Raw genomic sequence first — 15183 nt, 5'->3', positions numbered from 1 at the left:
AATCTCCTGCACGAAAATTTCTCGCTGTGAACTGTCCACTGTGAACTTCTCTTACGGCCCAAAAAGCCCTTTGATGTCCTCTTCGGTGATTTTCAGACCTTCTCCAAGGGTGCCTTCCAGAATGCCTGCGGCCAGAGCGGCTTTGAAACGCTGCATCCCGAGGATTTTCTCTTCGATGGTGCCTTCGGTGACCAGTTTGTACACGAACACGGGCTTGTCCTGACCAATGCGGTAGGCGCGGTCTGTCGCTTGGTTTTCTGCGGCAGGGTTCCACCATGGATCGAAGTGAATCACGGTGTCGGCTGCGGTCAGGTTCAGGCCCACGCCTCCGGCTTTCAGGCTGATCAAAAACACCTTGACCTGACCGGACTGGAACTTCTGGATCTGCTCCTGACGGTCCGAGGTGCTTCCGGTCAGCAGGGCATAATCGATGGAAAGCTCTTGCAACTCCTGCTCAATCAGGGCCAGCATCGAGGTGAATTGCGAGAACAGCAAGATGGTGCGTCCCTCTTCCAGCATGCTGGGAACGGTGTCTTTCAGCCACTGCATTTTGACGGAAGTCTGCACTTTGCTGGCCTCTTCCATTTTCAGAAGCCTCGGGTCGCAGCACACCTGACGGAGTTTCAGCAGGGCGTCCAGCACATGGATCTGGCTGCGGGCAAGGCCACGCATCTGGATTTCGTGTTGCAGGCGTTCTTGCATGGCCACCCGGATCACCTCGTACACGTCACGCTGGTCCCCTTCGAGTTCCAGTTTGAGGGTGATTTCGGTTTTCTCGGGGAGGTCGCGGGCCACCTGATTTTTGGTGCGCCTGAGCATCAAAGGCTTGACCATTCTGGAGAGGCGCATCTGTTTTTCTGCGTCCTGCTCTTTCTCGATGGGCTGCCTGAAGAAAGACCGGAATTCGGATTCTTTGGGCAAAAGTCCGGGCATCAGGAAGCGGAACAGCGACCAGAGTTCCCCGAGGTGGTTTTCCATGGGGGTTCCGGTCAGGCAGAGTTTGTGTTTGCTGCTGAGTTCCAGCAAGGCCTGACTGGTCTGGTTTTTGTGGTTTTTGATGTACTGGGCTTCGTCCAGAATGATGGTGTGGTAGGTGTGCTCTTTCAGGTGCTCGATGTCCCTGTGCAACAGGGCGTAGGTGGTGAACACCACATCGGCTTCCTTGATTTGCCCGAACAGTTTCCGGCGGGCCGGACCATGCAGCAAAAGGGTTTGCAGCTCTGGGGTGAATTTTTCGGTTTCGGAGAGCCAGTTGCGCATCAGGCTGGTGGGGGCCACCACCAGAACGGGTTTTTTCAGGCGTCCGGCTTCTTTTTCGATTTGCAGGTGGGTCAGGGTTTGCAGGGTTTTCCCGAGGCCCATGTCATCGGCCAGAATGCCGTTGGTGCCGGTTTTGCGCAGGGCTTGCAGCCACCCCACCCCTTCCCTCTGGTAGGGGCGCAGGGTGTCCTGCAAGGATGCAGGCAGTTTGGGCCGTTTCTTGCCGGTCAGTTGCCCGAGGCTTTTCGCCAGAGCCAGCACCTCCTGCCCTCCGTGCCATTCCAGATGGGGGTGTTCTTGAAGTTCACTCAGGAGCCCGGCGGCCATGCGCGGCAAACGCAGGCTCTGGCCTTCTTCCTCTTTCTTCTGATAAAACTCCGAAAGCAGGCGCAAAATGGAGCGCAAGCGGAGCATGTCCACCTTCACGAAGATGTTCTGACCCACTGGCAGGTACTCTTGCAGGGCGTCTCCCTGTGCAGAGAGCAGCAGTTTGAGTTCCTCGGGGTGGGTTTCCATCCATTCGATCAACATGGGCAGCAAAGAGACGTTCTGGCCTTCGACTTCCACACCCAGATCCAGCGTAAACCAGCCTTCCTCGTCCACAATGCGGGCTTCCAGTCGGGGTTGAATCACCCTGAAGGGGAAGGAACGGTCCATCTCGATGTTCCAGCCCTGCGCTTGCAACTCAGGGACCACTTTTTGCAGGAGGTGCAACCAGAGCGGCTCTGGCACGAATTGACCGGGTTTGCCGTAACGGTAAGGCAGGGTGAAATCGGTGTGTCCTTTGAGGGCATGGAAGCCCTGTTCGATCAGGGTTTGCAGGATGCCCTGCTCGGCCTGCACGTCCCGTTTGACCACCGTTAAAGTGCCTCTGGAGGGCAACTTGAGCGGTGGAAGCCCTTGCACTGCACGTTCCAGAGGAGGAATGGTTTTGGCAGGCACCTTCTCGCCCAGATAACTGAGGGTCAGGGTGGCGTGTGGCACAGGCGCAGTGATCGGACCGATGCTCCAATCCTGAGCGGAAATCACCAGATGGGGCTCGGGCTTGCCTTCCAGTTCATCGAAAGGCATTTCTCGGGGCAAGGGCATTTCCGGCCCGAGGTTTTTCAGGGATTGCTGAACCTGTGGCACCTGATCTGCCGTCACCCGTTGCAGGCCCAGAAAAAAAGTCAACTGGTGGGGTTGCAGTTTGGTGTTCACCTTGCCCATCTGCAGGGTTTGCATGTCCACAAACCACACAGAATGCAGAATCAAGACTTTGCTCTCTGGATCGGTGCGGAATTGTGCGTATTGGTGACCCTTTTCGTCCTCATGCCAGAAAGCGTGGCCTTCGCGGGTTTCCCGGTCGTCCAGAAAACGGCCCCAGTGGTCTTGCAGGAACAGGATGCCCTCGTCCAGCAGGTCTTCCAGCAGTTTGTCGGTCTCGGGGGTGTGGCGCAGGCGTTGCTGGGCTTTCAGCTCGTTCATGCGGTACAGCAAGTCGCCTTCCTGACGGCTGGGCACAAAATTTTTGCCCTGCACGTACACCTTCGGATCCTGCAACTGGCCCCCACGCAAGGTGCCCACCATCGGGATCAGCCTCGGGTAGGTGGGGTTGGGTTTCCCTCGTCCGAGGTCCAGCGCAAAGGCCAGCTTTTCACGCACCCTCGGTTGAGGCCGGTTGGGGGCCAGAATGGGTGTGGCCGGAGGCTTCTCAGGGTTGGCGGTCTGGGCCAGCAGAGGGGGAGGCGCAGGCACCGACAGGGTGATGTTCCCGAGTTGCAGCACCCCTGAAGGGGTTTGCTCGGGTTCAGAAGGCATCTGGATTTCGGGGTCTAATTCTTTCAAAAGGGTCATGGCATTCCATGCTTTCAGGAGGTTTTGGAGGTCGGCGGGGGCACGGTGGTACAGGGCTTGCAGTTTCAGCTGGAAAGCTTCGTGCAATTGACCCTGCAATTTCCAGCTGTCCACCATGCGCTCAAGGTGTTTGTGGTCGGCTTCGGTCAAGCCAGACACTTTGCGGGCTTGAGGAGGAGGGGAGAGGTGGTGGTGCATCACGGCTGCCATGTGGCGGCAGGTTTTTTTCTTTTTGTCCCTGCGGCAGGTGCATTGCCCTTCCAGCAGGTCTTCTTGCAGTAGGAGTTTGACCCGAAACACTTCCACGACATCGCGCACTTCGCCTTCGAGGGTGCTCTGGGCTTCAAAGTGGCGGCAGTGGATCACGCCCCCCTCCTGATACAGGGCCATTCCAGCCTGCCAGTCGTTGGGTTCAAAGAAGGCAGACCAGCCAGAGGGTCGGGAACTCCGGGGGGTTTTGAGGGTCCTGCTCATTCCAAAATCCTTTCAATCATCAGGCGAACCCTGCAGACCCTGCACCCCATGGGCCAAAGTCCGAATGCACCAGACAGGATACCTGTTTTCTCGGGGGAGACACGGAGGGATCCTCCAGACATCACTTGATGCTGTCCAACCCTAGAACTTGAGGCAATGTGCTCTGGCCCCATCCTGAAGGCCAGCGGTTGGCATGGGACAACCACCCGTGCCGACCAGATGTTCCCATTTTGGAGCATTTTCTCTGGATGTGCAAATCTCTGGCCTTCATGTGTGGATACAAGGGTTCCCAGATTGGAGGCAAGCTGACTGAGAGCAGGCCATGCAACCGGCTGCCATTCAGTCAAAATTCACCCTGACACAGTGGGCATCAGGGTGTCCAGAACGAAAAGTTGTGGAATCAAGAGGTGGCTTTTTTCAGAACGTTTTCCAGTCCAGCACGAACTGCTCTTGTTCTCTGGTCTGGATGGTTCCTGTTCGGGCTTCACGAACAGCCTGAACAGAATCTTGTGGGCTGTAACCGTGCAATTCTTGCAGCAAAATGGCGGCCAGAAGCCCTGTGCGCCCGAGCCCGCCCACGCAGTGCACCGTGAAGGTGGCTCCGCTCTGGTAAAGGTTTTTGAGGTCGTCCACAAAGGCTTTGAAGCTGGAAGCATCCGAGGGAATCCCGAGGTCCACGATGGGGTAGCGCAGGTGCTGCATCTGGTGCTCTAGGGTCTTCTCTGAGAGGTTTGGGATTTGCAGCATGTCCAGCTCGAAGTCTTCCACCAGGGTCACCAGATGGGTGGTGCCGTAGGTGCTTCTCAGGCGCAACAGGTCGGTGTCGAGGTCCCGGTTGTGCAGGGTTCCAGAAAGGGAACCCCGGCCTTTTTTGCCGGGTGCAAAAGTCATGTGAATGCGGGTGCCAGCAACGTGAGGGGCGAGGATGGGAAGTGCAGTCATGGTGCTCCTCCTTCTCTCATGATCCAACTTTAAAACATTAAAATCATGAGAGATTAGAGGGGTTTTCAAGGTTGGAGTGCAACCACTCTTGGACCAGTTCATGCATCAAGGCAGATGCAGCATCAGGAACCCGAGCCAATGTGTTGGAAAATCCTTGACTGCGCAGTGCGCTTTCAAGGAGAGGCACCCCAGCAAAATACACATCTCCAACCATCTGGTCCAACTTCACCTGAACAATCACTGGATGACACTGACCATTGACTTCCACAAAAAGGACCAGCAGAAGTTCAGGATCGTCCCACATGAAGTCACCCATGCTTGAAACCATTCCCACCAAATATCCCGCAGAAGGTAAAATGCCACCCACCCATCTGGATGCAGATGCAGCCCATCCCAGAGGCCATACCATCAAGTTCAGGCTTCCAAGATGCAATTCCAGAGCTTCTTGACGCAACTGTTGAAGGCCATCACCGTTCAGATGCACGGTTTTTTGGGTTTCCTGCCAGATGCAGGCCATCAAACACTGCTGGATCAGGTGTTGCTTCAGGGCCAGAGGATGCATCAAAAGCCCCTGAGCCAGCCTGCGCACCTCAGGCATTGGAAGGTAAAAATGTTTTGCCAGAACAGGTTGATGCAGCAAAAACTGCTGCCTGTGCTCCTTCAGTTGGTTCATGAAGCGTGTGCAGTCTTCCTTTGCTTCCAATCCTTGAAGCCAGAGGCGCAGGGTTTCTTGCAGAGGGATTGGAGTTGCAGGCAGGGGGTCTGGTGTTTTCGTGGCAAGAGCTAAAGCCGTGTCCAGCAACGTCTCAAGAACACCTCTTTTTAAAACCAACTGTGGTCTTGAAGGCAAATTGGCTTGAGTGGACCCCACAGGAACCAAGAGCACCTCACCTTCCAGGTCTGTCAACGAAGAAAACGTGGATGGATCATTCACAAGGTCATGAGGGGTTTGGGTCCATCCTGTGGGCAAGCTTTTCAAGTGCAAAAACCATGATGTGGTTTGAAAAAGCAGGCTCTGGTGCCGATCCCTCACATGCACCTGCCAACCACACACAGGCACATCTTGCTCAGAAAGGGTCAGGTGAGGCAGCAAAGCCAGATCTTTTTGCGTCTGGAGAGATGCTTGTTGAACCAGTTCAGCTCCTGTCATCTTGCGAAGACCTGCCAGAGCATTTTCTGGTTGCTGACCAGCATCCAACACCAGAACCAGACGCTCAGATTCCAGAAATGCTGGATCGGTGGTGTCAGGCCCATACCTGTAGAGCAGAGGCAATGACAGGGTGTGGCCCATCAGCATTTCCAGCATCCCACTCTGGAACACCCCCTGAAATGTTTGTTCGGAAGGGAAGCCTGATGCTCGAACCAACACGTTGCCATTGAGGTCGGTCCACAAGGAAGATGCAAAAAACAGGTGTGTCAGAGGCAAATCTTGTTCGGTGAAATCAGGCAGGGCCAACCATTCACCTGTCTTTTCGAACTGGTTGCCTTCACGAACCCAAAACTCCAGATGGGGATGCTCGGGAATGTGTTCCAGCAAGATGCCCTGCTCCAGCAACGTTTGCCATGCTTGAATTTGGAGTTCATCGGGTTCCGAAAAAGCCATGCCCCAATGTTACTGGGTTTGGAAAGAACCCAGAGCTGTACCAGACCCTGCAAGCCCTGTAACGTGACCGTTCAGTGGGGAAGCCGAAGCCCGGCTTTCAGAAGCACATCCAGCAGCAAAGTCAGGTTCTTGTTGGGCACCAGCAGCACAAAGCCCTGCACCACACTGCCCGGAAACTGCAAAATGAACATCTCGTGCGACTTTTGTTCGGCAGCAGTGGAGGTGATGCACTCCAGCAATTCCTCCTCGTCCCAGTGGGCATCCAGAGTCACGCAGTCGAAGACCTCACGGGCCACCCGGAGCAGTTCAAACCGCGAAAAACTCTGGAAACGTGGACCGAACGGCTGAAAGAGGTCGGCCAGCAAGCAGCAGGACCGGACCACCTCGGGTGGAACATCGTAAACGTGATGGGTGGGCAGCGAAGACATGGGCACTCCGTTCCAGAGCCTGCGACAGGAGGCCCTGATGGGTTCATGATGCCTTGTGGCCCATCACACAACTTTTTGGACAGAAGTAAAAAACCTTTAATTTGATCAGGGTTCTGAAGGGGTCAGCAGTTCTTCCAGCAGGTAAACCAGTCGGGTGCGGGCGTTGTCCTGACTGCCATAAATGCTGCGCACCATTTGCCCTTGCCCATCAAACACCAACCAGTGGGGTGTGCCCTCTGTGTGATGATGCGAGGCCAGAGACCCGTCCAGATCCAGAGCCACTGCAAAAGGCAAGCGGGCAAAGGATTGGGCGAAATGCTGCACGCTGGCCTCCACCTGATCTCGGGGCAGGATGCGGTGCCCTCTGGCGGTGTGAATGGCGAGCAAATTGAGGCGGTCTCCATGCTCACGGTGCAACCCTTTCATGAAGGGAATGCCCCGACTGACACACCCTGCGCACTCCAGATGAAAGAACATCACCAGACCCGGTTTGTTCCAGGTTTCAGGCGAAGGCAGCACCTCCCCATGCACGAAATCTTGAGCCTCTGGCCATTCCATGTTCAGAGCATACCCTGTGCCGTCTGGTGCTCTAGTTGCATCGGCCACAAATGCCTGTAAGAAGCAGGAGAGGTCCGCAGGCTTAGACTTGAGAGGCATCCTTCGTGCAAAGCCCTCCAATGGTTTCCCCAGCCGCCCCCTAGCTTTCTCTGAAGGAGAAGTTGTGCCAGATGTCCCCCTGTCCTTGCCAGTTTTGCTGGTGGTGGATTACTTCTACGACCACCAGATCCAGATCCACCGTGGCATCACCCATGCTCTGGATCAAAGCCAACAAGCTTCCCTGACTTTTGTGGGCCACCAGTTGGCTTCAGACAATCCCATTTTCCAGAGTGCCAACGATGTGTATGGCCTGATCTGCCCTGAGCGGTTTTCGGGTGCTCTGGTCAGTGCTGCCACCCTTGGCATCACGCTGGATGATGAAGTGTTCAGCCAGTACCTGCACAAACTGCATCCCCTGAAAACCGTGACCATCGGTCGCAAAGTGGCTGGTTTTCCTGCAGTCATGCTGGACAACCGTCCGGGGATGGAGCACCTCTGTCGGCATTTGCTGGACCGGGGATACCAGAGGTTCGTGGTTGTGCAGGGGTCTCCTGACAACCCTGAGAGCATCCTCAGGGAAGAGGTGGTCCATGAGGTGCTTTCAGCTCAGGATCTTGTGCCAGTTGCCACTGTAACCGGAGATTTTTATGGTCCTACAGCCGAGAGAGAGGTCGCACGCCTGATTCAGCAGGGCGTGGATTTTGATGTGGTGGTGTGCCTGAATGACGAAATGGCCCTCGGAGCGATCCGTGCCCTTGCGCAACACGGGCTGCAGGTTCCTGCAGATGTGGCGGTGGTCGGTTTCGATGACATTGAAGAGGCCCGCCATGCCAGTCCTCCACTCACCACCGTCCGTCAGGAGGTGCCGGGTCTGGGCCAGGCTGCGGTGCAGGTGCTGCAAAACTGGAATTGCTCTGGTGCAGAAGATGTGGTGCAGGCCAGTCGTCTGGTGGTCCGTGAATCTTGCGGCTCTTTGCCAGAGTGGCTTTACCAGTTGCCGTATTCCCATGCGCCAGAAGTGCTGATTCAGGAAATCGCAAAGGTGGTGCAGGGCCAGAGCACCCCTCAGGACTTTTTGCGCCATTGCCACAAAGCAGGCGATGATGCAACCCAGACCCTGAACCTCAAACAGTTGCTTCTGCAGTGCCAGCAGCATTTTGCCCAGCCACAGGACCGCAGGACCGCCACTGAGCTTCTTTTGTTGATGGTCGGCGTGGTGGTTGGACAGATGCACTCTTCAGGCGCGGCTTATCAGGGCTTGAGCAGCACCAACCGGGTCAGCACCCGACTGGCCCTGTCCCTGACCTCGCAGCAAGATCGGCAAGTCTGGTTGCAGGATGCAGAGCGGTACCTGCATTCTCTGGGGCTGCCCCGGTTTTTTCTGGTGGGTTACCCTCAGGTCAGAGCACGCATTCCAGAGCAGGCTGAGTTGCTGTTGACCTCCAGAAGGTCTGGCCCCATCTCTGTTCCGTTTCAGACTCAAGCATTGCTTCCAGCAGAGTGGCAGCATGAATTCCAGAAAGGCCACTTGCTGGTGGTTCCCCTGTTTGTGAAAGACCACCAGCACGGACTGCTGGTCTTTGAGAAGCCCACAGATCCGCATTTCAGCGTTGAGAACTTGCGCGTCACCCTCAGTCAGGGACTGCACAACCTGCACATCACCCAGTTGCAACAGGAATACACCCATCAACTGGAGCAGCAGGTGCGGGAACGCACCCGTGAACTGGAACAGGAAATCGTCATCCGCATGCATGCCGAGCAGGCCCTCAAAGCCATCAATCAGGAGTTGCAGCAATCCGCCATGACCGATGGATTGACCGGACTGTTCAACCGTTCGGCACTGGACCTCTACCTTGAACGGGAAATCGGGCACCATCAGGAACGCCAGAGCCCTCTGGCTGTGCTGCTCTGCGATGTGGACTTTTTCAAGCAGTACAACGACCTTTTCGGCCATTTGCAGGGGGATGTTTGTCTGAAGCAGGTGGCAGCGGTCCTCAAGAATTCCACCCGCAGAGAACGGGACTTCTGTGCCCGTTATGGCGGCGAGGAATTTGTGGTGGTGCTTCCCAATACGGGTTTGCAAGGTGCAGAGGTGGTGGCCCGAAACCTCCTGAAGGCCATGCGCCTCCAGGGCATCCCGCATCCATCATCCCCTTTCGATCAAAAAGTGACATTCAGCCTCGGGGTTGCCGTGTTGAATCCCCAGAAACCTCTGGCTGCCGCAGAAGTGCTCCATCAAGCTGACCTTGCCCTGTACCAGAGCAAAAAACAGGGACGCAACCGGCACACGGTGTTCCAAACAGGCTGAACTGCAAGGTTCAGCCTGCAGGATTTCTTTTCAGCTTGTAGGATGGAGTCAGGAACACAATTCTTTTTCTTTTGATGGCGCCTTTTGTGGACCCTGACAGGACCGGCAATCATTTGGTCATCACTCGGTGGTACTGTACTTCCACAACTTGCCTGCAGGGCCTGCCCCGCAGCGTGGTGTTCCCTCTGGAGGAAGCCTGTGACCTCATCGCTCTCTGTTCTACACCGACCCTTTCCCCTCAAACGTCCAGCCCTGCAGGCCCTGCGTTTTCGGGTGCTGGATGCTGCCGGAAATCCGCTGGGTTATGGTCTGAGGCAAACTCCTTTTTCTCCCCTGCTGCCTGCAAAAGACCTTGAAGAACTGAAAACCCGAGCTTTGGACGCCATTTACAATGGTGTGACCATTGTGGATCTGGAACAACCAGACATGCCCATCATTTATGCCAATGAGGCGTTTGAAAGGCTGACGGGCTACACCGTTCAGGAAGTGCTGGGCAAAAACTGCCGTTTTTTGCAAGGGGACCACCGGGACCAGTCGGGTCTGGAACAGATCCGGCAAGCCATGCGTGAACGCCGATCTGTGCAGGTCACCCTGAAGAACTTCCGCAAAGACGGAACGCTTTTTTACAATGAACTGACCCTGTTTCCTGTGGAGCAGCATGGACAGGTGCGCCATTACGTTGGAATTCAGAAGGACATCACCCATCAGGTGGAGACCGATTTGCAGTTGCAAGAACAGGCCCTTCGGTTGGAGAGTGCCCAGCGGTTTGCACAGGTCACCCATTTCGAATATGACCCCCGACGAAACACTTTTTCCAGTGGTCCTCAGGGGGCTTTGCTGCTTGGCCTTCCAGAGCAGCCCATCGTGGATCTGCATCTGGATGAATTCATGGGTTTTCTGCCCGTTCGCATTCGAGAGGGTTTTCTGGTGGAGGTGCAGCGGTGTGTGGAGAACCACAACCCTCTGGATGCCCAGATTCCGGTGCTGTGGCCAGATGGCACGGAGCACTGGTTGCACCTGAAAGCCAGTTGGGAGGCCACCCTGACAGGACCCAGATTGGTTGGATTGTCCATGGACATCACCACCCAGAAAGAGGCCCATGAGCGCATCAAGTTTCTGGCCCACTACGATGTGCTCACCCACCTGCCCAACCGGTCTTTGCTGCAAGACCGTCTGGATCAGGCTTTGCACCATGCCCGTGACCGCCAGAGCCGTGTGGCGGTGATGTTCATGGACCTCGACCGCTTCAAGCACATCAACGACACCCTCGGGCATGAGGTGGGAGACCGCCTCCTCAAGTCGGTGGCTGCCCGCCTGAAAAGCATCCTGCGCAAAGGGGACACGGTGGGCCGTCTGGGCGGAGACGAATTCGTGTTTGTGCTCTCGGGGTTCAAGGGCCTTCGGGATGTGGGCAAATTGTGCGAACGGATTTTGAGTGCTGTGCAGCAACCCTTCCGCATCCAGAGCCATGAACTTCATGTGACGGCCAGCATTGGGATCAGTGTGTATCCCGACGAGGCCCTCGATGCTTCCATGTTGTTGCAGCAAGCAGACGCCGCCATGTATCAGGCCAAAGCCCAGCAGGGAGGCAACAACCACCAGTTCTACTCGCCCGAGCTGCGCGGTCACCTGCAAGAACGTCTGGTTCTGGAAAATGGCCTGAGGAACGCCATCCGCCGTGAAGAAATGCATCTGGTGTACCAGCCCAAAGTGGACCTGACCACCTTGCAGGTGTGCGGAGCAGAAGTGCTGTGCCGCTGGATCCACCCCGAGTTGGGCCCCATTGGACCGGACCGGTTCATCCCTCTGGCCGAAGAGATCGGTGAAATGCACCACATCGGCAATTGGGTTCTGGAAACCGCTTTCCAGCAGCACCTGCTCTGGAGGAAACAGGGCCTCGATCTGCCCACCCTTGCCATCAACGTGTCACCCCAGCAGATCAACTCGCCCCTGTTTGTGACGCACGTTCAACAGTGCTTGCAAAAGTACCTCTTGAAGCCAGAGCAAGTCATTCTGGAAATCACCGAAACCCTGCTGATCAAGCAAGAAGATGTGGTGTTGCAGCAGCTTCAGGCTTTGAGTGCCCTCGGGATTGTGCTGTCTCTGGACGACTTTGGGACCGGGTTTTCCAGCCTGAGCCACCTGAACCGCTTTCCGGTCCGTGAAGTGAAAATCGACCGTGAGTTCATGCAGCCCACCACCTCCAGCCAGAGCCGAGCACTGGTGGAAAGCATCCTGCTGGTGGCCCACAAACTGGGCAAAAAAGTGGTTGCAGAAGGGGTCGAAGACACCGAAACCCTGCAATTTTTGCAGTCAGAAGGGTGCACAGAAGCGCAAGGTTACCACATTTCCAGACCCCTGAATGCAGAGGCGTTTTTGCTCTGGGCCACAGAAGACCGGGGTGTGTGGCGAAATGGCCTGAAAACCCCTCAGGAGGTCTGAAACGGATGGGCCGAAACCCGATTGCGCCCGGTTTGCTTGCTCTGGTAGAGGGCCTGATCTGCCCGGTTCACCCAGTCCTGCACACTTTCTGAAGCCTGATGCGTGGCCACCCCGAGGCTTGCCGTCACCTGTCCCACAGTTTCAAAAGGGTGCTCTTGCAGGGCTTCGTGGATCTTTTCAGCGACCAGAAGGGCGTCTTGCAGACAGGTGTTGGGCAGGATCAGCAGAAATTCTTCTCCACCCCACCTGCCCACGTGGTCTTCTCCACGCACTTTCAGGTGCAGCAGTCGGGCCACCCCTCTGAGCACCTCATCGCCCGTGTTGTGACCAAATCGGTCATTGATGCTTTTGAAGTGGTCAATGTCCAGCAGAATCACCGTTGCAGTGCGGGGTCTCTGGAGGGCCTCTTTCAGTGTTCTCAGGGTGGATCTGCGGTTGTGCAGTCCAGTCAGGGGATCGGTCCATGCTTGCTGTTCCAGCACCTGACGGTGGGTTTCGGCAGTGTAGAACTGCTCCTTGAACCATGCCACCGCAGATTGCAAGGACATGGCTGCAAGCACCAGAACCTGCATGCTGATCAGGTACAAACGGTCGTTGGCATTGAACTGGTGGTGAAGCAGGTCTGCACCCCACGGGGTCAGGAGTCCCAGAGTCCCTTGCAGCACAATCACTTGCAAAGCCCTCTGGTAAGAGAAAGCCAGCACACTCAGGGAAGTCATGGTGAACAGCACCCAGTAGCCTTCCAGAGCCACAGGTTTCCAGAAAATGCCTGTGTAAAGCTGATACAGCGTCAGCAACGTCCCGAGGAACAGGTTCACCCCTTCGGCTCTGGGCAGGTTGGGATTCGGGAAAACCGTCAGGTACAGGTGGGATCCCAGAAAAAGCGTTCCCATGATGCCGTAAGCCAGAGGATGGGCCTGTGAGTACAGGGCGCCCATCAGGCAGACCAGAAAGGCAAAAAACGTCACCAGACGGTACAACTGCCGTTTGAAACGCTGCACAAACTGTTCGGTGGAGGAGGGGGCTCTGGAGTCACGCATGGGAACCTCGCCATCAGTGTAGAAAACCCCCACTTGTCGAAACCTTACGACGCTGTCATCACAATGTGAAAGGTGTCGTGGGCCGATCACCCCAACTCAGTTTTCTTCGGCTTCGGGGGCTTCCTCTGCTTTGGGGTTTTGAGGGAGCATCTTCCTGACTCCCCTCTGGACCAGAGAACGGTGGCTTCGCATGGACATGTCGTCCATGACCTCTTCGATTTCAGAAAGGCTCTGGAAGGAACGGAGGGTTTTGCCTTGCACCTGACGTTCCAGCAATTTCAAAAGCCCCTCGGGTTTCCCATCCCGCACATGCACACGGGTGATGTGGGGCACCTGCAAAAACGGTGCGGTGGTCACACTGAAACAATGACCATCCGGCATGAAACCCAGCAAAGAAAACACCTCTTTCAGACTGGCTTTCCCGCCTGCAGGTGCAGGGTTTTTGGCCACCGCCACAAAAGCCACCAACTGTCGGTTCTGGTGCAGCAGGTACGCCCCAGAGACCTCTGGAAACTTCGGGTTGTGCATGAAAGTCAGGCGTTCAAAACCCAGCTTTTCCAGCTTCTGACTGGCGTTCAGCACACCTTCCTGATGGACTTCCGGCAGATGTTCAAAAGGGGCAAGGTCTTCAGACAAGGGGTTGGGGGCGGGTTGCCCCTGATCGGAGTTGATCAGACCAAAACGGGACAGCAAAAAGCCCATGATGCCAATCCACGGGCTCGGGGCATGGTCCAGCATTTCACGCAAGGTGAACTTGCGAAAGTCAGGCACGTACAGGGGTTCACTCATCTTGCCTTGATGGTATCCCATCTGCAGGATCAAACCAGAGATGAAGGCGTGTCGATGCGGTGGGACAGGTCATCGACCACATCGGCGAGGGTCACTCGGGCAAGGCGCTCTTCCATGCCTCTGGTGGCTTCCAGAAAGACCCACTCCAGAGAACCCTGAATGTTGCGCCCGATGGGACAATTTGGGTTGGGCTGGTCGTGCATCGAGAACAAGTCTTTTTCGTCCAGAACGGCCCGGAACACCTCCAACATGGTGATCTCCGACAGGGGACGTGTGAGTTGTGACCCGGCCACGCCCTGACGGGTGTGCACCAGACCTGCTTTGCGCAACAGCCCGAGGGTGGACCGCACCAGCACAGGATGCACCCCGATGCTGGCCGCCAGATCTTCGGAAGACTGGGGCTGTTCCGGGGTGAAGGCAATCAGACTGAGGATGTGGACGGCCACGGCATAACGGCTGCTGATCATCAAGAACTCCTGTAATCCATGATATTACAAGGACGGTGCAGGTTTGTGGTGGTTTTCCATTCAGGGTCAGCGCAAAGTCTCTGTCAGGCCATGCCAACACCAAGAGCCATCAGCCGTCAGCGATCAGCCGTCAGCAATCAGGACAGTTTTCTGGCTGCCTTTTGAACGGAAAGTCTGAGTGGCTTTCCGTTTGTGGCTTTTTGTTTTGCTGTTTGCAAAAGCCTTTTGGTGGGCTTTTTGCTGAAAGCTGAGGGCTGATCGCTGAACTCTTTTTCAAGTGACATGCTAAAAGCCAGACTTTGCGCTGACCCTGTTTGAGGTTGTCAGGCTTTCTCATGGGGGTGTGGTACGATCAACGTTCAGTCAACGGCACGGGAACGCACGTGTTCCTGTGGACCGTCTGCCCACACCATCACCTCTTCAGGTGGTTCTCTCTGGGTCCTGCTCGTGCAGCAGGCCTGCCGTCATGAAAGAGGCACAACATGTTGAATGCTTCATCCACACTGCAAAACCAGCAGGGTGCAGTTCTGAATTTGCTGTCCAAACAGCTCAGCCTGGGAGGTCACGAGATCCGTCTGGCCCTTGGCTTGACCGCCCATGACCTGCAAACGGTGCTCGCAGAATTGATTGCACAGGGTCTGGTGCAAACCGACAACCTTCGCAACACCGTGCGGTACAGCAAAAGGGAGTTCGAGCATGATCCAGAGCTGGTTCACCCCGAGTGGTTCTTGCCCTTCGAGGTGTGGTTCTCCAAAGGCCACCGCGAAACGGTGTTCAGTCTGGCCCGCCAGTTGAATGTGAACATCCCAGATGCCCGGGCCACCCTTGAAGAAATGCGCAAAGAGGGCCTCCTGTACGGGCATTTTGTGGGGAACATGTGCGTGTATTCGCTGCGCAAGCGCGGTGTCCTGTTGCAGGCTTCTGCAGAGCGCATGGGTCGCCTGAACGATGATGTTCTGGCCTCAAATGGCAAAATGGCCGGCAAGGGCCATTGACC

At 56.0% G+C, this 15183-nt stretch carries 11 protein-coding genes; 3 read left to right on the top strand and 8 right to left on the bottom strand.

Features of this window, described 5'->3' with window-relative positions; all coding sequences use genetic code 11:
- Positions 1-51: 51 nt before the first annotated feature.
- From Q371_RS25175 to Q371_RS02770, 5 genes are all read right to left on the bottom strand, one after another.
- Positions 52-3570: a DEAD/DEAH box helicase gene (locus tag Q371_RS25175; protein ID WP_051963114.1), complete on the bottom strand. Its 3519-nt coding sequence runs from the start codon at positions 3568-3570 to the stop codon at positions 52-54.
- 417 nt (positions 3571-3987) lie between these two features.
- On the bottom strand, positions 3988-4512 hold the full coding sequence (locus Q371_RS02785; protein WP_051963113.1) for a cyclin-dependent kinase inhibitor 3 family protein: 525 nt from the start codon (positions 4510-4512) through the stop codon (positions 3988-3990).
- Between the two features lie 43 nt (positions 4513-4555).
- Entirely contained in the window at positions 4556-6115 is a 1560-nt protein-coding gene (locus tag Q371_RS02780) for a hypothetical protein (RefSeq protein ID WP_034335689.1), read from the bottom strand.
- 71 nt (positions 6116-6186) lie between these two features.
- A complete protein-coding gene (locus tag Q371_RS02775; RefSeq protein WP_034335686.1) occupies positions 6187-6543 on the bottom strand; it encodes a hypothetical protein in 357 nt (118 codons plus the stop codon).
- 105 nt (positions 6544-6648) lie between these two features.
- Entirely contained in the window at positions 6649-7101 is a 453-nt protein-coding gene (locus Q371_RS02770; protein ID WP_034335683.1) for a TlpA family protein disulfide reductase, read from the bottom strand.
- 163 nt (positions 7102-7264) lie between these two features.
- Here Q371_RS02770 and Q371_RS25170 point away from each other — a divergent pair, with 163 nt between their 5' ends.
- Together Q371_RS25170 and Q371_RS25165 are read left to right on the top strand one after the other, a co-directional pair.
- On the top strand, positions 7265-9448 hold the full coding sequence (locus Q371_RS25170; protein WP_051963112.1) for a diguanylate cyclase domain-containing protein: 2184 nt from the start codon (positions 7265-7267) through the stop codon (positions 9446-9448).
- 198 nt (positions 9449-9646) lie between these two features.
- Positions 9647-11890 carry an EAL domain-containing protein gene (locus Q371_RS25165; protein ID WP_051963111.1) on the top strand — a complete coding sequence of 748 codons (2244 nt, stop codon included), beginning with the start codon at positions 9647-9649 and terminating at the stop codon, positions 11888-11890.
- On the opposite strand, the gene Q371_RS25160 is transcribed toward Q371_RS25165, so the two are convergent.
- The 3 genes from Q371_RS25160 to Q371_RS02745 all read right to left on the bottom strand — a co-directional run bounded on the left by Q371_RS25160 (position 11878) and on the right by Q371_RS02745 (position 14186).
- Positions 11878-12930 (bottom strand): GGDEF domain-containing protein, encoded by a 1053-nt coding sequence (locus tag Q371_RS25160; protein WP_157442474.1) that lies wholly within the window; start codon positions 12928-12930, stop codon positions 11878-11880. The two genes, Q371_RS25165 and Q371_RS25160, sit on opposite strands and share 13 nt — an antisense overlap.
- A 96-nt stretch (positions 12931-13026) precedes the next feature.
- Positions 13027-13719 (bottom strand): hypothetical protein, encoded by a 693-nt coding sequence (locus Q371_RS02750; protein WP_034335681.1) that lies wholly within the window; start codon positions 13717-13719, stop codon positions 13027-13029.
- Between the two features lie 29 nt (positions 13720-13748).
- A complete protein-coding gene (locus Q371_RS02745; protein ID WP_245618197.1) occupies positions 13749-14186 on the bottom strand; it encodes an Rrf2 family transcriptional regulator in 438 nt (145 codons plus the stop codon).
- A 482-nt stretch (positions 14187-14668) separates the two neighbouring features.
- Between Q371_RS02745 and Q371_RS02740 the strand changes: the two genes are divergently transcribed.
- Positions 14669-15181 (top strand): hypothetical protein, encoded by a 513-nt coding sequence (locus tag Q371_RS02740; protein WP_034335675.1) that lies wholly within the window; start codon positions 14669-14671, stop codon positions 15179-15181.
- Positions 15182-15183: the final 2 nt, after the last annotated feature.

Source organism: Deinococcus misasensis DSM 22328 (genome assembly GCF_000745915.1).
GTDB classification, from domain to species: domain Bacteria; phylum Deinococcota; class Deinococci; order Deinococcales; family Deinococcaceae; genus Deinococcus_C; species Deinococcus_C misasensis.
This window is presented reverse-complemented; position numbering and strand designations above follow the sequence as displayed.

Bases quoted from the DNA above. Each gene is read 5' to 3' on its own strand.
- Q371_RS25175 (WP_051963114.1), bottom strand. From the start codon at position 3,570: ATGAGCAGGACCCTCAAAACCCCCCGGAGTTCCCGACCCTCTGGCTGG.
- Q371_RS02785 (WP_051963113.1), bottom strand. From the start codon at position 4,512: ATGACTGCACTTCCCATCCTCGCCCCTCACGTTGCTGGCACCCGCATT.
- Q371_RS02780 (WP_034335689.1), bottom strand. From the start codon at position 6,115: ATGGCTTTTTCGGAACCCGATGAACTCCAAATTCAAGCATGGCAAACG.
- Q371_RS02775 (WP_034335686.1), bottom strand. From the start codon at position 6,543: ATGTCTTCGCTGCCCACCCATCACGTTTACGATGTTCCACCCGAGGTG.
- Q371_RS02770 (WP_034335683.1), bottom strand. From the start codon at position 7,101: ATGGAATGGCCAGAGGCTCAAGATTTCGTGCATGGGGAGGTGCTGCCT.
- Q371_RS25160 (WP_157442474.1), bottom strand. From the start codon at position 12,930: ATGCGTGACTCCAGAGCCCCCTCCTCCACCGAACAGTTTGTGCAGCGT.
- Q371_RS02750 (WP_034335681.1), bottom strand. From the start codon at position 13,719: ATGAGTGAACCCCTGTACGTGCCTGACTTTCGCAAGTTCACCTTGCGT.
- Q371_RS02745 (WP_245618197.1), bottom strand. From the start codon at position 14,186: ATGATCAGCAGCCGTTATGCCGTGGCCGTCCACATCCTCAGTCTGATT.
- Q371_RS02740 (WP_034335675.1), top strand. From the start codon at position 14,669: ATGTTGAATGCTTCATCCACACTGCAAAACCAGCAGGGTGCAGTTCTG.